Origin of the sequence: Halodesulfurarchaeum formicicum (assembly GCF_001886955.1) — an archaeon.
GTDB lineage: Archaea > Halobacteriota > Halobacteria > Halobacteriales > Halobacteriaceae > Halodesulfurarchaeum > Halodesulfurarchaeum formicicum.
Window position 1 is genome coordinate 1,993,423 of record NZ_CP016804.1, and the last position, 18,222, is coordinate 2,011,644.

The following is an 18,222-nucleotide window of genomic DNA, read 5'->3' on the forward strand; positions in this document are numbered from 1 at the left end:
GGGCCTAGCCGAGTTTGTCGTAGGTCTCCCGGTTGGAGAGATACCAGTAGCCGACACCGGCGAGGATCGCGAGCACCACCACGACACCACCGATCATGAGCAGCGTGCTCGTCCGCTGGCTTTGCTGCTGGGCGGACTCGGCACTCGCCTGGGCGTCGCCCGCGAGGTCCTGCGCGTTCTCGAAGTTGCCGGAGTTGAACGCGGACCGGGCGTTATCGAGGCGGTCAGTGGCCTCGGTCACGTCGACACCGGCGTCCTCGGCGTCCTGGATCGCCGCGGTCGCATCGTCGAGGGCCGTCCGGGCGGCCTGGCTCGATTCAGTATACGGCCGCGCCGTCGAGGTCAGCAGATCGTTCTCCGCGCCGCCGGACTGGCTCTCGGTGAAGTCAGCGAGCGTGATCGACTGGGCCGGCTCGTAGGACCAGTTCGACCACTCGGGAACCGTCCCCTGAACTCGCACTTCGACCATCGCCACGTCCCCCTCCTTGTCGAGGGTGTGACTGAACTCCTGGCCGTTGTACTGCTGTTTGTCGAGTTGACTGTCGCTGAGATCGTAGGTCGTCACCGTCCAGGTGACCGACTCGAGCTCGGTCGCCCCCTCCAGGTTCCACTCGTTGTAGTTGGTATAGAGGTCCTCGACCGTGTAGGTCACGTCGACCGTCGAGCCGACCTCGACGGTATCGGGAGCCGTGGCGTCGCTCACTGACACCGCCGCGGCCGGGCCGGCCGCGACGACCGCGAGCAGCACCGCAGCGATCGCGAGTTTAGAATAGTGGCTCGAGTTCATCGTCCTCGTCTTCCACCAAGTCCTGTAAGGCCGCTTCGCTTTCCTGCCGGATGTCGTCCATGTTCTCCTGGGCCTCGACGGCCTTGCCCTGGAGTTCCTTGATGCGTGGCACGTTCGTGACTCCGGAGAGCAGCGTGACCGCGGCGACTTGCGAGGAGTCGCCGACGGGGTAGTCTCCACCCCGGACCTCCATGCTGCCGGTCTGTTCTTCGAGCCACTTGCGGCCGCGCTCGATACCCTTCCGGTTGAGGTAACTGGACGGGCCGGCCACGACCAGCAGTGCCCGTTCGGTCCCCTCGATCTCACAGGGCAGGGTGAGCCGCCCCAGTGCGGCCTTCCGGACGAGACTCGTGATCCGGTTGGTCGTGTTCGCCGAGTCCTCGGTTTCCGAACCCCCGCTCCCGGTGATCTTCGAGAGGAAACCGCCGCTCGAACCGGAGTTCTCGACGGTCTCGGACGCATAGCCGATGGTCGAGACGCCGCCGCCAGCAAGCGTGTTGATGATCTCGCTGGAGTCGACGACACTCTCCCCCACGTCGCCGCTCCCGGTGACCTCGCCGGCCCCGAAGAGGATGCCAAAGCGGGTGACGATCTCCTCGTTGATCTCGTCGTACCCGCCCTGGATGGACTCCCCGGACTTGCGCCAGGCGTCGTTGTCGAACACGAGGAGGTTGTCCACCTCGCTGACGAACGTCTGGAAGGACCGGGCCGCGTTCAGCGTGTAGATGCCGCCCTCGTCCTTGCCCGGCAGGACGCCGATCCCGTAGACCGGTTCGGTGTAGATGCGCTTGAGGTGCTTTGCGAGCACCGGCGCGCCCCCACTCCCGGTTCCGCCGCCCAGCGCGGCGATGATGAGAAACGCGTCGACCTCGTGGACCGGAATGTTGTCGATCGCGCCCTGGATCTCGTCGATGTCCTCCTCGGCGATCTCCGCGCCGAGTTCGTTGTCCGCTCCGACCCCGTGTCCCTTCACCCGGGACTGCCCGATCAGTACCCGGTTGTCCTCCGGGACCTTCTCCAGCCCCATGAGGTCGGCCTTCGCGGTGTTGACCGCGATGGCGGACCGGACGATCCCCGAGTCAGTTCGCTCGTCGTACTCGAGGAACTTGTCGAGTATCTTGCCCCCCGCCTGGCCGATCCCGATCATTGCGAGTTTCATGCTACAGTGTACTCTACGTCAAAACACGTGTGATGGCGGCCATAAGGCTTTTGTTGGGATTATCAAGATGTGTCAGACACGGGGCGTGCGTCGACTGGGACCGGTCGGCGAACGTGCACAAAACGTGACAATTTTGGCACCTGTGCCGAGTCCTCAGGTCGACTCGATGTACTCCGCGAGGGACAGCAGATCAGCGGGTTCCAGCCCGAAGGCCGAGATGTCGTTCTCGGCCGTCGTATTGTCGAACTGTAACGAGCGATACTGATCTCGCCCGAAGGGCACAAAGGAAAGTGGGTCCGCGAGGTTCATCCCGATCTCGGTCAGCGACATCGGCACCGGAATCACGGAGAGTGACTTGCCCTCGGCCTCGTAGAGCAATCGAGCCACGTCGGCCAGTGAAAGCGCCTCCGGGCCCCCGATATCGTATGTCTGGCCGCGATGTTCCGCCGACTCGACACAGTCCGCGAGCATCGGAGCCAGATCGCCGATCCAGATGGGCTGGAACCGGGTCGAGCCCCCGGCCGGGAGCGCGGTCACGTAGGGGGTCGTCAGCGTCCGGGTGAACTGCAGGAACTCACTTCCGTCCCCGAAGATGACCGAGGGGCGGACGATCGTCCATTCCAGGTCCGACTCCCGCACGACGGTCTCGGCCCGACCCTTGGCCCGGATGTAGGCCGTCGCACCCTCGGGATCGGCCCCGAGTGCGCTCATCTGGACGATCGCGGAGACGTCACCTGCCTCGGCGGCCCGAACCACGTTGCGGGTGCCCTCCAGGTGGATCTTCCGGTGCATCTCGTCCCCGCCTTTCGGTTTGAAAAGCGGCGAGAGTGCGACCAGGTTGACGACCACGTCCTGCCCCTCGATCGGATCCACGAGTGACTCATACTCGGTGACGTCCCCGGAGACAGTCTCGACCGCATCGGGCAGTTCCTCACCGTCGGGTGAGCGGGAGAGCGCCGTCACCTCGTGGCCTCGCGAGGCGAGTTCGCGACTCAAGTGGGTCCCGACGAAGCCGCTGCCGCCCGTGACGAGTACCTTCATACCCCACGGTTCGGCTGGATGCGGGATAACGCTTGTCGCGACGGGCTTGGGTTGCCGGTTGCTCTCAGAACGATTATGTGAGCGGTCGGCGAACGCGAAGCCATGCTCGTGTCTCTGGAGGGGCTTGACGGTAGCGGCAAGACGACGGTGTGGGAACGGCTCGCCGAACGCGAGACGTATACGTTCACCCACGAGCCGACGGGGTCCTGGTACGGCGACGCCGTGCGGCAGTCGATCGACACCGACGGCGCGGACCCGCTAGCCGAACTCTTCTTATTCACCGCCGATCACGCCGATCACCTCTCGCGAGTCGTGAAACCGGCCCTCGACCGGGGCGAGGTGGTGGTCACGGACCGGTACTCGGACTCCCGGTATGCCTACCAGGGGGCCGCGATCGAGGGCCTCGTCCCCGACCCCGTCGCGTACGTCCAGGAGATTCACCAGCCGTTCACGCGGCCCCCGGATCTCACGATCTACTTCGAGATCGACCCGGAGACCGGCGTCGAGCGCAGCGGTGCGACGAACAAACTTGAACAGCAGGCGTTTCTCGAATCGGTCGAAGCGAACTACGAACGGCTCATCGACGCCGAGCCGGATCGGTTTGTCAGGGTGAACGCCGAACAGCCCCTGGACGCCGTCTTCGAGGCCGTCGCGTCGATTATCGAGCGTGAAACGGCGGGACAGACCGACTGACTATTCGCTCATCCCGACGTAGGTCTTGGTCTCCAGCACTCCCGCCTGGCCCTGAATCTGATCGGTCGCCACGTCCAGTACGTCCGTGACTTCGGGGGCGTCGACCTCGACGATGAGGTCGTAGTCGCCGGCGACGACGTGAGCGGCACTGACTGCATCCAGATCCGCGACCGCGTCCCGGACCTTCTGTGGAGTGCCCGCTTCGGTCCTGACCATGACGTAGGCGTGTACCATGGCTCTCAGTTGGAGCGGACCGCCAAAAATCCTCGCGCCGATCCGGGCGAACCGATCAGTCCTCGCCCGGGGCGAACCAATTTATAGCGAGGCGAGCGAAGGTGTCCCATGGTCGTCGCCTACGCACTGCTCGAGGCCGACACGCCCGAGACGGATCGCCTGCTCGAAGCCGTCGCTGGGATCGAGGCCGTCCAGACCGCTCACATCGTCGCGGGGGACGTGGAGTTGATCGCCCGGATCGAGGCCGAAGATCCGATGGCCGTCTCCGAGGTCGTCGCCAAGCAGATCGGGCGCATCGACGGCGTGGTGAACACGGAGACCTACATCAGCCGCGGGGCCTAGCGCCCCAACCCGGGAGGTTTTTGCCACCCGGCCCATGGCAACGGCCATGACTGCGGCCCTCGCCGACGCCTTCCGCTCCCGGCCCGAGTTTCAGGAGACAGAACGCGGCGACTTCATCATCGACGGGACCGACTTCGAGGCCCGTGTCACGGTCGAGTCCGACACCGTGACTCTCACCCAGGAGCTGCCCACGCTGGACTCGACAGTCCAGGGGGAGACCGTCGCCGAAGTCGTCGCCGACGGGTGGGAGGAAACGTTCCGCCGGCGCGTGGCGGATGTCGGGAAGGTCATCGCCAGTCCGGGCGGCGAGCCAGCGGTCGAGCGGGACGGTGAGAGCCTCCGGGTCACGATCGAACTCCCGGCCGACCCGACCGAAGCGCCAGCAGCGGCGCTCGGTGCGGCAAACTACGTCGAAGGAACCTGGGTCGAGGGCATCGTCCCCGGGTACGACTACGACGAGCGAGTGCAGGCGATCCGCAACCGGGCGCGGGAGACCGGCGGCGAGGGTGCCTGATCAGCGGACGATCGTCACCGGGATCGGCGACCGGCGCACGACCGACTCCGCGACGCTCCCGAGCAGGATGCGGGTCATCCCCGAGCGGCCGTGGCTCCCCATGACCACGTGATCGACGTCGTGCTCCTCGACGTAGGAGACGATCGCCCGGGAGGGCCGGCCGACCTCCGTGACCGTCGTCGTGTCGATGCCGTCGAGGCTGGCCGTGGCCTCCTCGAAGAGCGTTTCGGCCTCCTCCTTGCGATTCTCGTACCACTCCTCGGAGTAGCCGGGCATGGTCGCGGCGGCGCTGTACCCGGCCTCGACCGGGTCGATGACGTGAAGCAAAACGAGTTCGTCCGGGGCGAACGTGTCGACGGCGTACTCGAGGGCCGCATTCGATTGGGCGGACCCGTCGATCGGTACCAATACTCGCATGGGAGAGATTTCGGCGGCGGCGGGCATATATCCACGGGCCAATCGGCGGTTCAATCCCGGCCGTGACGCGTGAGACAGGTCGAGAGCCCCATCACTTCGACGGGTTTGGAGTTGTCCGGCGAGTAAACGGCCATGTTGCCCCGCTCCATGTCCGTGATTCGGGATTCCAGTGCGGTCGGCAGGTTCAGACTGGAGACGGCGTCCTCGTCGCTCAGGGTGAGTGCGATCCGGGTGTTGAGCTGTTTGAACACCGGATCCGCGATGTCCTGTGGATCCTGGGTGATCAAGAACAGTCCCAGCCGTTCCTTGCGGCCCTGTTTGGCCGCCTCGGTGAACTTCCCGATCACCTGCCGGGCCTGGACGCTGTCTGCATCCGCCAGGAAGTTGTGCGCCTCGTCCATCCCCAGAATGAGCGGGGTCTCCTTGATCCGCTCGAAGGTCGGATCGCTCGACAGTTTCTGATCGACGAGGAGACTGGAGAGCGCGAGGACCACCATCTCGGCGGCCCGGGTAGAGGAGAGGTGGTAGGTCGGGACCACCGAGAGCCGGCCCGGCCGGACGAACTCGTGGACCAGGTCGGTGATCGGCCTGGCGTCCTGGTCGAAGACCCCCCGCGGGACCGCCGAGACCCGGCGTTTCACGGCGTCGAAGGTCGCCTCGTGGACGCGGCCGCTCTCGTCGAGTTCCTGTCTGAGCGCCGGATCGTCGAGGAAATCCAGGAAGGCCTGGTAGGTAGCCTCGCCGCTCCGTTCGTCGAAGAAGCGATCGAGGAGATAGCTCAACGCGTTGTACTGGTTGTCGTTGAGGCGTCCGCCGGCGACGAGCCACTTGTTCGCCCGGACCATCGAAAACGGGATGGTGAAGGCCTGCTGTTCGGCGCGGTGGTGGCCCGCAGCGTACCGGGCGGTGCCGACCTGCGGGACGAACGCGACGGTGTCATCGTGGCCGCCCGAGGCCACGCTCTGGCGGTCGTACTCGCGTTCGGTCGCCGCGTCCAGATCCGGGTTGTCGTCGTGCATCTGGGCGTACTCGTCCTGTGGGTCGAACTGCACGACGGCCGCTCGCGGCGTGCGATTGCTCCCGGGTTCGATGGCGTATCGCCGGTCCTCGGTGAGGTACTGGCGCAGGACGTTCTTCGCGGTGTGGGTCTTGCCCGAGCCGGTGCCACCCGCGATGAGGACGTGGCGGAAGATCAGCGGGTCGGCCCCCGAATCCCCGTCTTCGAGGCGGTAGGCCACCGTCGGCGGCGTGGCCTGGGTGCGCACCCGCTCGCCACCCACGGAGAGGTGGCCGAGAAAGGCCCCGGACTCGGGGAGGTCCAGCCCCGTCCGGATCTTCTCGTGGTCACTGGCGTGTTTGACGACCGTCTCGGGTTTCGGGACCCGGTCCGGGGCCCGCCGTCGCAGGGTGTCGCCGTCGGGATAGAGAACCGCGAGGGGATCGAGGTCGGCCATGAGTTTGTAATCCTGTTCGTCGATCCCCGAGGAGCGCATGGCCCGGCGGGCGTGGATCTCGGTGGCGTCGTCGCTCCGGTAAGCCTGGGCGTACTCCAGGCCGGTGATACGACAGAAGAGTGTCTCGTCGTCCGGATACGGCGCGAGCAGGTACGTGCCGAGGCGGATATCCGTTCGGTTCTGGGCCGTTACGTAGGCCCGCAACCGGTTCTCCTCTGCCTCCTCGGCGACCCGAAGGCCCTCCGAGACGGCGAGCGCGCCGACACCGGTATCGCTGCCGCTTGCGGTCACGTCTGGGCGGTCGAACTCGCGCCCCTCGGGACCGCTCCCGCCGGACTGCTCCTCACCGCCCTCGTCCCCGGACGACTCACTGTCCCGGAAGTCCGAAAACGATCCGAGATCGCTCATGGCACTGCTCCGTTCGGAGGTAACTAACCCCTTTCCCCCGCTGCACGATCACCCTCCCCCCAGAACAATTGATCTCGCTCCCGATCAGAACTCCGGCCCCCACCGCTCGGCGTCGTAGTTCCGATCCTCGCTCGTGTCGAAGGCGACCTCCAGCCGTCGGACGAGTTCCGCCTTGCCCTCGCTTCCGATCCGGGCCAGTTCGTCGGCCTTCGCGATCGGCAGCGGTGGCCCACGCTCGGCTGCCACCCCCCGCAGCACGTACTGTTCGACTGCCGACCGAACCGCCGGGTCCTCCGCGAACCCGCCGGGGAGTTCAGCCTTGAAGAGGAGCTCCGTCCGGGGGTCGTAGATCACGAAGAAGGCGACCTCGTAGTCCGGAGCCGGGCGGTCGCGGGTGACCCCCAGGTCCGCCTCGGGCCCGGCGAAGACCGCATCGGCCCCGAGTCTGGAGCGGAACCAGCCGGTCCAGGAAAGCTGGTCCGTGACCCGCTCGTTTCGGCGGCCCCCGCCCTCGCGCTGTTCGAGGACCTGCGAGAAAAACGCCGCGTCGCTCGCCCAGGGACTCGGTCGGCCCGTCTCGGCGAGGGCTCTGATGAGCCCACGGGACTGGGGACTCTTGACGAAGCCGACCAGGGGAATCTCCCGCTCCAGGAACGTCTCAACGAGGGCGACGTAGTTCTCGAGGACCTCCGCCACCAGATCGTTCTCCCCAGCGAGTTCCGCGATCGAACCGTGGCGGCCCCGCCAGTGGAGCAGCCCTTTGGGATACAGCGGGCCATCGAGGAAGAGCACGTCCTCCACCCGGTGGGCGTGTTCGAGTGCGTGGTGGCTCTCGGCGAGGTAGAGCGCCAGGCCGTGGACGATCCGCTCCTCGTCGCGGGCCAGGGCCTCGGTCTGGACGATCCGACCCCGGCCGTGATCCTCGTCGAAGGGGTCCCACCCATCCGTCCCGTGATTGACGGAGGCGTCGTTGGAGTGGACCGGCATGATGTAGGTCCGGGCGCGATGGAGGTCCAGATCGGAGGGCACAGCCGCCATCGCCGCCTGCGCGAGGTCGAGCAGGAGCCCGTTCTTGAACGTCGTCGGGTTGATCGTGCCGGAATCGAGGCCGTGGGCCGTCTCGAAGGGGGCCGCCTGCAGGGCCAGGTCGTCGATCGGCGCGGCCCGGCGAGCCACCGACTCGATCGGTTCCAGCACCGGGTCCCCGTCCGTCCGGAGCGGATCGAGATGCTCGGCCCAGACGGTCTCGGCGAGGTCCCGGTGGGCCTCGGGGTCGGCGTCGTGGCGAATGCGACTGGCGAGGGCGGCGATCCCGTCGTAGTGGACGGGGTCGATTGTCATCAGCGGCCAGTTCTGGCCCCACCGTAATCACGCCTCGGGTTGGCGGCGGATGATGAGTCGTCCTGCTTCAGCAGTTCACGCCGAGGTAGTCGCATAATTTCTCGGCGATGGTGTTTGTCGTCTGCTCGATGAGGACGCCCTCCCGGGATTGAATATCGGCGTGTTTGATCGTCGTTACGGTCCAGGGATTGACGTAGCTGGTTTTTGGCAGCCCGCCAGTCTGGAAGTCAGTATCGGTGAGCGGGATCGCTTCGGATCGACGGGTCGTCGTGATCGCGACAAAGATACCCTCTTGATCACCGAACGGATGAGCGGAGTCGTGTACACAGACCCACGGCCGAAACCGCGAAGCACCGAAGAAGTCCGGGCCTTTCAAAACGTCTCCACGCTGGTACCCGGTCATTTCTCCCCGGCGTAGTAATCATCGGTCGTCGACATCGAACTGGCCTGCTGCTGGGCCGCAAACGCCGCCAGACGGTCGTCCGTCCCGATCGCCCAGTACCGGCCTTTGTGCCGGACGAGATCCCGATCATCGAGACGCGAGAGAACAGCACCGACACTCCCTCGGTCGATCCCCGTTGTCTCCGCAATCTCCGTCTGTGTGTACGCCTGGTTGTCGTTTTTGGCGAGGAACTGGAGCACCGTGTAGGGCTGTGTCCCCTCCCGGACGGCCAACACCTCGGGCGGTTCGTTTTCGAGACGATCGATGCTGATTGGCATGTGTAATAGAACGCAATATAATGTAATAGACCTTCCGGTGATAGCAAGGCAAGTTGCTTTGATCAACCAATCTGGTAATCTGCAATAGATTTCAGACCCACCGACCACCGTAACTCCAACTGTCCGAGATCGGTTCTGAAGAGCTACAACAGCGACTCGACGGCCTCTTCGACTGACATCACGCCCGTATCGAGGGCGTTGAGAATTCCACGAACGTCCTCGCGTCTGGCTTCCGGATCGGGTTCCTCGACCCAGAGATCAGCGATCCGCTCGCCGTCCTCGATCGCCCGGTCGTGTTTCACGCGGTAGGCCCCGTTCTCGGTGAGGGTTTCGGCGGGGTGGAAGAAGGCCCAGTCCTCCCGATCGAACCGGGCGGCGATCCGGGGTTTCGCGCCGAAGGACTCTGCGAAATATCGCAGGGCTTCGACTTCCTCGCTGGTCAGATAGATCGGGTCGGCGGCGCTGGCCTTGGCCTCGATGGCATAGAAGACGGTGCCGTTCCCCGCGAGCACGTCCGGGAGTTCCCGCTCCGTGGCGCTTCCGCTGGCCGGGGCTCGCATGACGGCGAATCCGGCCGCATCGAGGGCGTTGACCAGTTCCCGCTCCCGGCGGTCGCCCTTTCGGTTGGCGGACATCTACCGGATGGCACGGGGTGAGAAGTGAAAACTGAACCGGCTCGACTACTCGCTCTGGATCCGGGGCGCGAGCATGTAGGTCACGTTGCCCAGGCCCTCGGCGATGTCGAAGTGGAACTTCACGGGGAACTCCTCGCCGAGTTCGACGACGACCTCGCCGTCGGCCGGGATGGCCTTGTTCATGTCCTTGAGGTAGTCAAGCGAGAAAAGCGAGTGGGCCTCGCCCAGCTCCAGGGAGATCAGATCCTCCGGACCGAGTTCCAGATGCACGTCGTCGGTGTCGCCCTCGGCGTCGACGTAGAAGTGCTCGGCGGCCGTATCCACGCCCAGCGCGATGTGATCGGAGACCATATCCGCCGCTCGTACGGCGCGGTCGATGTCCCGGCCCTCGATCACGATGCGGGCGGGAAGGTCCAGGTCGGGGAGGTCCGGCTCCTGGCGGATGGAGTCGGGATCGATGAGCGCGAGGGTGTACTCCAGGCCGTCGATGTGGATGTGGAGTTTCCGGGTCTCCTCGTCGAGTTCGAGCTGGACGAGCTGGCCGGCATCGGCCATGCCGGCGATGTCCTCCAGTCGCGAGAGGTCCACGCCGATGATTCCGCCGTCCGCCTCGTAGGACTCGAAGGCCGCGGCCTCGAGTTCGAGATCAACCATGCCCACGTTCGCCGGGTCGACCGCCCGGATTTCGAGTCCGTCTTCGGTGAGGTGGATCTTGCACTCGTCCACCAACACGCTCACGGAGTCGAGTGTGGTCCGGAGCGTCTCGGCGCTCACGATGGCCGTAAACATATCTCCGGAGTACGACCACCCGCCTTAAAAAGCCACTCCTTCCCGGGCGGCCACCGTCACCCGAATCTCTCGGCTTCGCAGCGATCCGTTCGGCCCGCCGTCGTCAGCGACCGGCGACGATGTCGTGAATAAATTTATCGGAAGCGGCCAGTATATCTAAAGTGTCATGCAACCACTCACCACACCGCTGGCCGGACGGCACGGCGACGGAAGACCGCCAGCCGGCGCGGAGGCACGGCAATGACAACTGCACGTGCGGCCGTCGTCAGGGAGGCGGGCGGCCCCTTCGAGATCGAGCCGGTCGAACTCGAAGCCCCGCGGGCCGGCGAGGTCCGGGTCCGGATCGTCGGTGTCGGGATCTGTCACACCGATCTGGCGGTCCGGGACCAGCACCTGCCCACCCCCTTGCCCGCGGTCCTCGGCCACGAGGGTGCCGGCGTCGTCGAGACCGTCGGCGACGAGGTGAGCGCGGTGACACCCGGCGATCGAGTCGTCCTGTCCTTCCGGTCGGACGGCACCTGCTCGAACTGTCGGACGGGCAGCCCAGCCTACTGTGCGGACTGGGAGGCGTACAACTTCGCTGGCCAGCGGCTGACCGACGGCTCGACGCCGATCACGGACACAGACGGCGAACCGGTTCACGGGTTGTTCTTCGGCCAGTCCTCCTTCGGGACCCACGCCATCGTCGACGAGCGAAGCCTGGTCCCCGTCGACGACGATCTCCCGCTGGCAAAACTCGGTCCGCTGGGGTGTGGGATCATGACCGGAGCCGGCACCGTCATGAACACCCTCGAAGTCGGGCCGGGGGACTCGATCGCCGTCTTCGGTGCGGGCTCGGTCGGGTTGAGCGCGGTGATGGCCGCCAACGCGGTGGGCAGCACGGACATCATCGCCGTGGACGTCCAACCCGGTCGGCTGGCGACCGCTCGCGAACTGGGAGCCACCCACACCGTCGACGCGAGCGAGACCGAGGACGTGGTCGAGGCCGTCCGCGAGCACCTCGGCGGCGGGGCGCAGTACGCCGCGGAGATGGCGGGCAAACCGGCGGTCCTGCGCCAGGCCGCCGACGTGCTCCGCCCGACCGGAACTGTCGCAGCGGTCGGGGCCCCACCCATGGGAGCGGCGGTCAGTCTCGACGTGAACGACCTGCTCTCCGGGCGCACCGTGACCGGCGTCACGATGGGCGGCGCCGATCCGCGCGAGTTCATCCCCGACCTGCTGGCGCTGTATCGGGCAGGGAAGTTCCCCTTCGACCGACTGCTCACCGAATACCCCTTCGAGGAGATCCAGCAGGCCGTCGCCGATCACGAGGCAGGGGACGTAATCAAGCCCGTCCTGCGGGTGAGCGAACCGTAACCATTCCACCAACCGAACCATTCAACCACGTTACCAACAAACATGTCACCAATGTCCGAATTCTCGATCGACGCCGACTGGAACGCACTGTACATCGACGGCGAGTGGACCGACCGCGAGGAGACGATGTCCGTCGAGGACCCCTCGACACGGGAGCCGATTACCGATGTCCCAGCCGCGAGCGAGGCAGACGTGGACGCGGCCTACGAGGCAGCGGCCGCGGCCCAGGCCGACTGGGCCGACCAGCCGCCCACCCGGAAGGCAGCGGTCACCCAGGAAGTCGCCGAGTTGCTCCAGACACATGCCGAGGACATCATCAAGTTGCTCCGGCTGGAAGGCGGGTCCTCGACGGTCAAGGCGAACATCGAACTGGAGAGTGCGGTCGGATCGGTGCTCGAAGCGGCGTCGTTCCCCTCGCGGATGAAGGGCGAACACGCCGACTCGATCGTCCCGGAGAAAGAGAACATCGTCGAGCGGGTCCCGCAGGGAGTCATCACGGTGATCTCGCCCTGGAACTTCCCGCTCATCCTCTCGATGCGGGCGGTCGACGCCGCCATCGCGACCGGGAACAGCGTCGTGCTGAAACCGGCCTCGAACACGCCCATCACCGGAGGGCTCCTCCTGGCACGACTCTACGAGGAGGCGGGGCTTCCCGACGGGGTCCTGAACGTCGTGACCGGCGAGGGATCGGTTATCGGCGATCACGTCGCAAGTCACCCGGAGAGCGACGTGGTCGCGTTCACCGGCTCGACCGCGGTCGGCCGGCACGTCGCGGGCCTGGCCGGCGAGAACCTCGCGGTTCCCGCCATGGAACTCGGCGGGAACGGCGTCCACCTCGTCACCGACGACGCCGACGTGGACGCCGCCGTCGAGGCCGGGGCCTTCGGCACCTACACCCACCAGGGCCAGATCTGCATGTCGATCAACCGCCACGTCGTCCACGAGGCGGTTTACGACGAGTACGTCGAGAAACTCACCGCGAAGGCGGCGGGACTCCCCACCGGAAGCGTCCACGACCCGGAGACGATCGTGGGGCCGATCATCGACGAGACCCAGCGCGAAAGCGTCCGTGGGCTCATCGAGGACAGTATCGAAGCCGGAGCCACGGTCGAGACGGGCGGCGAGACGGTGCCCGTCGAAGGCGTCGAGGATTCACTCGTGCTGGCACCGACCGTCCTCTCCGGGGTGACAAACGACATGCCCGTCGCGGCGAACGAGCACTTCGGCCCGGTCGCCCCGGTCATTCGGGCGGAAAGCGTCGATGCAGCCATCGAGATCGCCAACGACACCGAGTACGGGCTCTCGAGCAGCGTCTACGCCGGCAATCTGGACCGCGGGCGGGAGATCGCCGACCAGCTGGAGACAGGAATGGTACACGTCAACGACCAGCCCGTCAACGACGAACCACACGTCCCCTTCGGCGGGATGAAGGCCTCGGGTATCGGCCGATACAACGCCGAAGAGGTCATCTCCGAGTTCACCCAGACCAAGTGGATCAGCCTCCAGCACGAGCCGCGGGAGTACCCGTACTAACTCAGGTTTTGGCCCATCGTCAGCCACTTCCCCGCTGATCTCGATTGACGGATATGGGACGGAAGGATCAGTACTACAACAAGGCCAAGCAACAGGGCTATCGGGCCCGCTCGGCCTACAAACTTGCCCAGATCGACGACCAGGTCGGGCTGCTTGCGGCCGGCGACACGGTACTCGATCTCGGGGCGGCTCCCGGCGGGTGGCTGCAGGTCGCCGCCGAGCGAGTCGGCGAAACGGGGCGGGTCATCGGGGTCGACTTCCAGCGGATCGACCCGCTCGAAGACCACGACGTCGAGACGATCCGCGGGGACATGACCGAGGACTCGACGACCGAGAAGATCGAAGAGGCGGCCCCAGAAGGGGTCGACGTGGTCGTCTCCGACATGGCCCCGAACATGACCGGCGAGTACGACCTGGACCACGCCCGGTCGGTCCACCTCGCCCGGACGGCCTTCGAGGTCGCCCAGGACTTCCTGGATTCGGGTGGGAACTTCGTCGTGAAGGTCTTCCAGGGCCGGGACCTCGATGCCTTCGTCGCGGACGTCGAGGACGAATTCGACAAGGTCAGCATCGTTCGCCCGGATGCCTCCCGGGAGTCCTCCTCGGAGGTGTACGTGGTCGGAATCGGCTACCTGACCGCCCCGGTCTCGGTTGGCGAAACGCGGACGGTCACCATCGAGGCGACGGGCGAGGACGGCGACGGGATCGCCTACGTCGAGGGGTACACACTCTTTGTGCCCGACACAGCGGTCGGCGACGAAATCGAAGTCGAAGTGACCGGTGTGAAGCCACGGTTCGGGTTCGCCGAACCGGTCTAATCGGCCGTCGACGCGGCACTACTGCCCTGTTCTCGGCGGCGGAGCGCTCCGACGACGAGGTAGACGAAGGGCGTATCGAGAACGGCGATGAGGAGTTTCAGGAGGTACTGCCCGACCAAAAGCGACGCGACCACGGCCAGCGGGGCCGGATCCCCGGTCCCGAGAAAGCGCGGGACCAGGTAGAAGCCCAGGCCGACGAAGATCACGGTATCGAGAAGCTGGCTCGTGCCCGTCGACGCGATGTTTCGCAGCCAGAGATGCGCGCCATCGGTACGCTCGCGCAGGGCGTGAAAGACCAGCACGTCCCAGTTCTGGCTCACCAGGTAGGCCGCCAGGCTGGCGATCACGATGTTCGTACTCGACCCGAGGACCGTGGCGAAGGTCTCCGGCGCGACCGGAGAATTACCTGCTGCCGGGGCGGCGATCGTGCTCCAGACCAGCAGGAGCATCACGAAGTTCAACCCGAAGGCCACGTTCACGAGGATCTGGGCCGCGTTCCGACCATACAGCTCCGCGTAGACGTCCGACGCGAAGAAGGTCAGCGCGTAGGCCAGGGCTGCCCCGGGTAGCGCGAGGGTCTCGCCGGCCACCGGGATCGCGAACGGCAGCTCGAACCCGAGGACCTTCGAGGCCGTGAGCTGCGCGGTGATCAACGCCGTGACGAACAGGCCGATCAGCGCCACCTGCGGCGCGGGCATCGCCTGGCGAGTCATTGCTCTTCGGCCTCCAGCCGGTCGTGTCGGGCGTCGATCTCGTCGAGTCGGTCCAGGGTCTTCCGGATCGAGGCCCGGATCGCGTCGCTGCGATTGACGAACTTCCCGTCCTCGCCGACGTGCTCGTCGAGGTCCGAAAGGAGTTCGGCCGGAATCTCCACGCTAATCTTGGGCATTAGCGTTCACCCCGAGTCGAATGTGGCGTCATGATGTTCGTGAGAGAATACTCGGAGAGCATCGTTGAAGGCTCTGGCGATGGCAGCGCGGGGGTGGTGAGAACAGACAACGAACAGAGCCCCAATTCGGCTATCGCCGGGGCATCTCGTCAATCGCTTCTGCCAGCACGTCCAGAAAATGAGCATCGTGGGTCTGCTCGACGTGATTCACGTTCCAGAGGCCCGATTCTCGAATCTCTCGACTCCGACTGTGTTTCCCAAGCCAATCGTTTCTTCGGGAGTCAATCGTCTGGTCCTCGAAGTTGCTGAGGAGCGCGATGGCGTTTTGCTCGATGAGTGCCCGGTCGCTGTCCGGGCCGGGTTCGTCTTCGATCTCGATCCACAGAAACGGCTGTTCGCGGATGTATGCACTCACACGGCGTTCGAGGGGGTACTCCTCGTCCCGAACTTCCGCCCGGTCGCGATCGATTCCCGACCAGCGGTCCCCCCAGTTCGGATAGTCCTCCTGCAAGTCGTGTTTCTCGATGATCGCCTCGCCGACTCGCTTGCGATACACCGACCCCCGGTGATTGCCGCCGTGTGGATGGTTGGTGCTGTTACTGCCGGTCCCGTAGTGTTGTTTCAGCCGGTTCCAAAGCGTTGTGCTGCTCCCAGCCGAAACGGCATGGGTTCCGACCCGGGTAACGCGAAGCTGGTCGGTCGAGTCCCGCCGTTCGCCCGGTTCGAGGAAGAAGTAGACCCCGCGGTCGGGCCAGTCCATGTAGCCGGTGCAGTCTTTGAGTTTCCGGGTACCGCCGAGTCGGTTTTCGAGCACCTTCAGGAGAGCATACAATCGGTCGAGGTGTTGCCGACGATTCACGTCAGTCACCTCCAGTCACGCCGGCTCGGCGGCTCGTGGTTTCCCGCCGCGCCTACCGCCCAGCGTGACCACCCACAGCACGCCCAGACCAAAGACGTAGGCCGCGGAGGTCGGGACCGCGAGGAGGAACATCGTCCAGATGCTGCTGGAGGAGAAGAACGTCGAGAACACGAAGATCACGAGGACGACCCCCCGCCAGCTCCGACGCATGCGCTCGTAGCTGATGATCCCGCCGCGATGGAACAGCCACATCGAGATGGGGATGTCCGCGAGCAGGCCCACCCCGGCCGTGGTGAAAAACACCATCCAGAAGAAGTTGTTCACCCGGTAGCTCACCACCATTCCGGCGCGGATCGCGTCCTCGACGAGATACGAGATGATCGGCGGGGCGACATACAGATACCCGATAATACTCCCCGCGAGGATCCCGAGAATGATCGAGATACCCCAGAAGGAGACCGCACGCCGGTCGCCTCTGATGATGCCCCGCTCACTCAGGGCCGGCCAGGCGTAGTAGAACAGCACCGGCAGCGTGACGATGGCGGCGATGACCATCGAGATCTTGACCTCGAAGACCAGCGCCTCCACCGGGTGCAGCGTGATCGGCCACTGGGTCGCAGCCGGGTCCGGTCGAACCTCTGGGGGGATTCGGGAGATGAAATCCGCGCGGATGGTGCCGATACCACCACGATAGAGGAACATGAAGAGCCCGGCCATGACCACCATGAAGATGCCGATCAGGTGGAAGGAGCGGGAGCGCAGACTGTCGAGGATGAAGGCGATGTCGTGGTAGTACCCGCCGATATCGTCCTCGGTCGTCTCCTCCTCGGTGAAAGCGTTGACCATGCCCGCGGTGGTCTGGGAGAACGTTCCGCCCGACTCCTCCTCGGCTTTGAGCTCCTCGGGCGCGTCGTCGAACCGCTCGAAGATCGCCTCTGCCTTCTCCGGGTCGCCGTCGTCCATGGCCCGCTGGGCTGCCGCCAGCGCCGATTCCTCGCTCATGCCGGCAAAGACCTCGATGGGCAGCGCCCGGACGGCTTCGGCCCCCTCGACCTCGTCGATGTCGGGGAGCGATTCCTCGGACTCGGGCGCTGGCTCGCCTGTCGCCGCTTTCGGCGGGAGTCCATTTTCGGGCTGGGCCTGCATCGTCGCCCGGTAAAGCACCACCAGCGCGCCCAGGATGGCGAAGACGACAGCCCCGATCAGCACGACGACCAGAAGAGCCAGCCCTTGCGAGAGATCAAGCGCGGCCGCAGCCGAGGGCACGGGCCCGGGTCGAACGAGCGTCGGGAGCGCCGGGCGGATCGACCCGTTAAAAAGCTCCAGACCGCCCGCGCCGTAGAACCAGTAGACGAGCCCGCCGCCCAGGACCGCCGTGCCGGCGACCCGGTGGAGCCGGCGGCGGAGGGCCCCGAAAAAGTCGAGATTGCGACGGCCACGCTTGCCGGCAGTCACCAGTTTCGAGAGATAGAGACTGAAGGCATAGAGGAGGAGGAGTGGGAAGGCCCACATGAGCTGGGTGAACGGGTCCGGCGGGGAGAACATCGCGCCGAAGGAGAAGATGGCGATGACGGCGTACTTCCACTTGTCCCGGAAGGTCTCGTAGGGGACGATCTCCGTGTAGGAAAGAGCCGTCATCAACAGTGGGAGCTGGGCCGCAAGCCCGAAGGACAGCGCCAGCACGAGAATGAACTCCGTCCAGTGCACGATGGAGTAAAGCGGTGCGAGTCCGGCCCCCAGGGCGTTGCCCGCCAGGAACGTGAACATGATCGGGAAGAAGAGGAAGTAGGCATAGACGATGCCGATGGTCGAGAGGAAAACCGCCATCAGCGCCACGATGGCGAGTTTCCAGCGGGGGACATGCAGATCGGGAATCAGGCCTCGCTCGGCCAGCGGTCGCTTCGAGTAGTACAGGAGCACCGGCAGCGCAAAGATGATCCCGACCGCCAGCCCGATCTTCACCTGGAGGAGGATCACGTCGAAGGGCGTCTGGGCGATGACTGCGGCCCCGCGGGCGAGCAGGTCCCGCTTGAGTGTCGGCCAGATGTAGAGCCGCATCGCGATCACACCGGCGAAAAGGCCCACGACGAAGGCGACGAAAACCACCTTCAAGCGGTTCTGTGCGGTCTTGAGGATCGCCCCGAGGGTTTGCCGACCGCTCTCGATCGATCGAGCGGTATCCGCGTCTATCGGCCCCGAGGCACTCATCGTGTTGGGCCTATCCCAGTGTCCA

General features: G+C 65.5%; 21 protein-coding genes. 6 read left to right on the forward strand and 15 right to left on the reverse strand.

The annotated features are described in order from the left end of the window. Positions 1–4: 4 nt before the first annotated feature. From HSR6_RS10245 to HSR6_RS10255, 3 genes are all read right to left on the reverse strand, one after another. Positions 5–787 (reverse strand): DUF4398 domain-containing protein, encoded by a 783-nt coding sequence (locus HSR6_RS10245; RefSeq protein WP_070365779.1) that lies wholly within the window; start codon positions 785–787, stop codon positions 5–7. After that, positions 765–1,946, reverse strand: a complete 1,182-nt coding sequence (locus HSR6_RS10250) for a tubulin/FtsZ family protein (protein WP_070365780.1) — start codon at positions 1,944–1,946, stop codon at positions 765–767. The genes HSR6_RS10245 and HSR6_RS10250 overlap by 23 nt, the downstream gene beginning before the upstream one ends. Before the next feature lie 153 nt (positions 1,947–2,099). Then, positions 2,100–2,987, reverse strand: coding sequence for a complex I NDUFA9 subunit family protein (locus HSR6_RS10255; protein ID WP_071933547.1), 888 nt, complete (start codon positions 2,985–2,987; stop codon positions 2,100–2,102). A 102-nt stretch (positions 2,988–3,089) separates the two neighbouring features. Here HSR6_RS10255 and tmk point away from each other — a divergent pair, with 102 nt between their 5' ends. After that, entirely contained in the window at positions 3,090–3,680 is a 591-nt protein-coding gene (tmk, locus tag HSR6_RS10260) for a dTMP kinase (protein WP_071933548.1), read from the forward strand. On the opposite strand, the gene HSR6_RS10265 is transcribed toward tmk, so the two are convergent. Next, positions 3,681–3,914: an Lrp/AsnC family transcriptional regulator gene (locus tag HSR6_RS10265; RefSeq protein WP_071933549.1), complete on the reverse strand. Its 234-nt coding sequence runs from the start codon at positions 3,912–3,914 to the stop codon at positions 3,681–3,683. A gap of 108 nt (positions 3,915–4,022) precedes the next feature. Between HSR6_RS10265 and HSR6_RS10270 the strand changes: the two genes are divergently transcribed. Further along, positions 4,023–4,256, forward strand: a complete 234-nt coding sequence (locus tag HSR6_RS10270) for an Lrp/AsnC family transcriptional regulator (RefSeq protein ID WP_070365784.1) — start codon at positions 4,023–4,025, stop codon at positions 4,254–4,256. 46 nt (positions 4,257–4,302) lie between these two features. After that, positions 4,303–4,770: a DUF5813 family protein gene (locus HSR6_RS10275; RefSeq protein WP_070365785.1), complete on the forward strand. Its 468-nt coding sequence runs from the start codon at positions 4,303–4,305 to the stop codon at positions 4,768–4,770. Here the strand turns inward: HSR6_RS10275 and HSR6_RS10280 are convergent, their stop codons facing one another. The 7 genes from HSR6_RS10280 to HSR6_RS10310 all read right to left on the reverse strand — a co-directional run bounded on the left by HSR6_RS10280 (position 4,771) and on the right by HSR6_RS10310 (position 10,534). Beyond that, positions 4,771–5,187: a universal stress protein gene (locus tag HSR6_RS10280; protein ID WP_070365786.1), complete on the reverse strand. Its 417-nt coding sequence runs from the start codon at positions 5,185–5,187 to the stop codon at positions 4,771–4,773. It lies immediately after the preceding gene. 50 nt (positions 5,188–5,237) lie between these two features. Further along, complete coding sequence (locus HSR6_RS10285; RefSeq protein ID WP_071933550.1) at positions 5,238–7,049, reverse strand: ATP-binding protein; 1,812 nt, start codon at positions 7,047–7,049, stop codon at positions 5,238–5,240. Between the two features lie 84 nt (positions 7,050–7,133). Then, entirely contained in the window at positions 7,134–8,390 is a 1,257-nt protein-coding gene (locus HSR6_RS10290; protein ID WP_071933551.1) for a DNA double-strand break repair nuclease NurA, read from the reverse strand. A gap of 67 nt (positions 8,391–8,457) precedes the next feature. Further along, complete coding sequence (locus tag HSR6_RS10295; RefSeq protein WP_071933552.1) at positions 8,458–8,793, reverse strand: hypothetical protein; 336 nt, start codon at positions 8,791–8,793, stop codon at positions 8,458–8,460. Beyond that, positions 8,790–9,110 (reverse strand): MarR family transcriptional regulator, encoded by a 321-nt coding sequence (locus HSR6_RS10300; protein ID WP_071933553.1) that lies wholly within the window; start codon positions 9,108–9,110, stop codon positions 8,790–8,792. The genes HSR6_RS10295 and HSR6_RS10300 overlap by 4 nt, the downstream gene beginning before the upstream one ends. Positions 9,111–9,253: 143 nt before the next feature. Then, complete coding sequence (gene hjc, locus HSR6_RS10305) at positions 9,254–9,745, reverse strand: Holliday junction resolvase Hjc (RefSeq protein WP_071933554.1); 492 nt, start codon at positions 9,743–9,745, stop codon at positions 9,254–9,256. Between the two features lie 45 nt (positions 9,746–9,790). Next, complete coding sequence (locus HSR6_RS10310; RefSeq protein ID WP_070365793.1) at positions 9,791–10,534, reverse strand: DNA polymerase sliding clamp; 744 nt, start codon at positions 10,532–10,534, stop codon at positions 9,791–9,793. A gap of 240 nt (positions 10,535–10,774) precedes the next feature. Between HSR6_RS10310 and HSR6_RS10315 the strand changes: the two genes are divergently transcribed. From HSR6_RS10315 to HSR6_RS10325, 3 genes are read left to right on the forward strand one after another with little or no spacing between them, the layout of a single operon-like run. Next, positions 10,775–11,890, forward strand: a complete 1,116-nt coding sequence (locus tag HSR6_RS10315) for an NAD(P)-dependent alcohol dehydrogenase (protein ID WP_071933555.1) — start codon at positions 10,775–10,777, stop codon at positions 11,888–11,890. Between the two features lie 51 nt (positions 11,891–11,941). Then, positions 11,942–13,423 (forward strand): aldehyde dehydrogenase family protein, encoded by a 1,482-nt coding sequence (locus HSR6_RS10320; protein WP_071933556.1) that lies wholly within the window; start codon positions 11,942–11,944, stop codon positions 13,421–13,423. A 53-nt stretch (positions 13,424–13,476) separates the two neighbouring features. Further along, the gene (locus HSR6_RS10325; protein WP_071933557.1) at positions 13,477–14,241 is read left to right on the forward strand and encodes an RlmE family RNA methyltransferase; all 765 of its coding nucleotides are present in this window, start codon (positions 13,477–13,479) and stop codon (positions 14,239–14,241) included. Here the strand turns inward: HSR6_RS10325 and HSR6_RS10330 are convergent. The 4 genes from HSR6_RS10330 to tatC form a co-directional block, all read right to left on the reverse strand. After that, positions 14,238–14,954: a queuosine precursor transporter gene (locus HSR6_RS10330; protein WP_070365795.1), complete on the reverse strand. Its 717-nt coding sequence runs from the start codon at positions 14,952–14,954 to the stop codon at positions 14,238–14,240. The two genes, HSR6_RS10325 and HSR6_RS10330, sit on opposite strands and share 4 nt — an antisense overlap. Next, a complete protein-coding gene (locus tag HSR6_RS10335) occupies positions 14,951–15,130 on the reverse strand; it encodes a ribbon-helix-helix domain-containing protein (RefSeq protein WP_070365796.1) in 180 nt (59 codons plus the stop codon). Before HSR6_RS10335 ends, HSR6_RS10330 begins: the two co-directional genes overlap by 4 nt. 130 nt (positions 15,131–15,260) lie before the next feature. Further along, complete coding sequence (locus tag HSR6_RS10340) at positions 15,261–15,989, reverse strand: hypothetical protein (RefSeq protein ID WP_071933658.1); 729 nt, start codon at positions 15,987–15,989, stop codon at positions 15,261–15,263. A gap of 15 nt (positions 15,990–16,004) precedes the next feature. Next, a complete protein-coding gene (gene tatC, locus HSR6_RS10345; RefSeq protein WP_071933558.1) occupies positions 16,005–18,197 on the reverse strand; it encodes a twin-arginine translocase subunit TatC in 2,193 nt (730 codons plus the stop codon). Positions 18,198–18,222: the final 25 nt, after the last annotated feature.

Coding starts and splice junctions, on each gene's coding strand:
- HSR6_RS10245 (WP_070365779.1), bottom strand. CDS start 787: ATGAACTCGAGCCACTATTCTAAACTCGCGATCGCTGCGGTGCTGCTC.
- HSR6_RS10250 (WP_070365780.1), bottom strand. CDS start 1,946: ATGAAACTCGCAATGATCGGGATCGGCCAGGCGGGGGGCAAGATACTC.
- HSR6_RS10255 (WP_071933547.1), bottom strand. CDS start 2,987: ATGAAGGTACTCGTCACGGGCGGCAGCGGCTTCGTCGGGACCCACTTG.
- tmk (WP_071933548.1), top strand. CDS start 3,090: ATGCTCGTGTCTCTGGAGGGGCTTGACGGTAGCGGCAAGACGACGGTG.
- HSR6_RS10265 (WP_071933549.1), bottom strand. CDS start 3,914: ATGGTACACGCCTACGTCATGGTCAGGACCGAAGCGGGCACTCCACAG.
- HSR6_RS10270 (WP_070365784.1), top strand. CDS start 4,023: ATGGTCGTCGCCTACGCACTGCTCGAGGCCGACACGCCCGAGACGGAT.
- HSR6_RS10275 (WP_070365785.1), top strand. CDS start 4,303: ATGACTGCGGCCCTCGCCGACGCCTTCCGCTCCCGGCCCGAGTTTCAG.
- HSR6_RS10280 (WP_070365786.1), bottom strand. CDS start 5,187: ATGCGAGTATTGGTACCGATCGACGGGTCCGCCCAATCGAATGCGGCC.
- HSR6_RS10285 (WP_071933550.1), bottom strand. CDS start 7,049: ATGAGCGATCTCGGATCGTTTTCGGACTTCCGGGACAGTGAGTCGTCC.
- HSR6_RS10290 (WP_071933551.1), bottom strand. CDS start 8,390: ATGACAATCGACCCCGTCCACTACGACGGGATCGCCGCCCTCGCCAGT.
- HSR6_RS10295 (WP_071933552.1), bottom strand. CDS start 8,793: ATGACCGGGTACCAGCGTGGAGACGTTTTGAAAGGCCCGGACTTCTTC.
- HSR6_RS10300 (WP_071933553.1), bottom strand. CDS start 9,110: ATGCCAATCAGCATCGATCGTCTCGAAAACGAACCGCCCGAGGTGTTG.
- hjc (WP_071933554.1), bottom strand. CDS start 9,745: ATGTCCGCCAACCGAAAGGGCGACCGCCGGGAGCGGGAACTGGTCAAC.
- HSR6_RS10310 (WP_070365793.1), bottom strand. CDS start 10,534: ATGTTTACGGCCATCGTGAGCGCCGAGACGCTCCGGACCACACTCGAC.
- HSR6_RS10315 (WP_071933555.1), top strand. CDS start 10,775: ATGACAACTGCACGTGCGGCCGTCGTCAGGGAGGCGGGCGGCCCCTTC.
- HSR6_RS10320 (WP_071933556.1), top strand. CDS start 11,942: ATGTCCGAATTCTCGATCGACGCCGACTGGAACGCACTGTACATCGAC.
- HSR6_RS10325 (WP_071933557.1), top strand. CDS start 13,477: ATGGGACGGAAGGATCAGTACTACAACAAGGCCAAGCAACAGGGCTAT.
- HSR6_RS10330 (WP_070365795.1), bottom strand. CDS start 14,954: ATGACTCGCCAGGCGATGCCCGCGCCGCAGGTGGCGCTGATCGGCCTG.
- HSR6_RS10335 (WP_070365796.1), bottom strand. CDS start 15,130: ATGCCCAAGATTAGCGTGGAGATTCCGGCCGAACTCCTTTCGGACCTC.
- tatC (WP_071933558.1), bottom strand. CDS start 18,197: ATGAGTGCCTCGGGGCCGATAGACGCGGATACCGCTCGATCGATCGAG.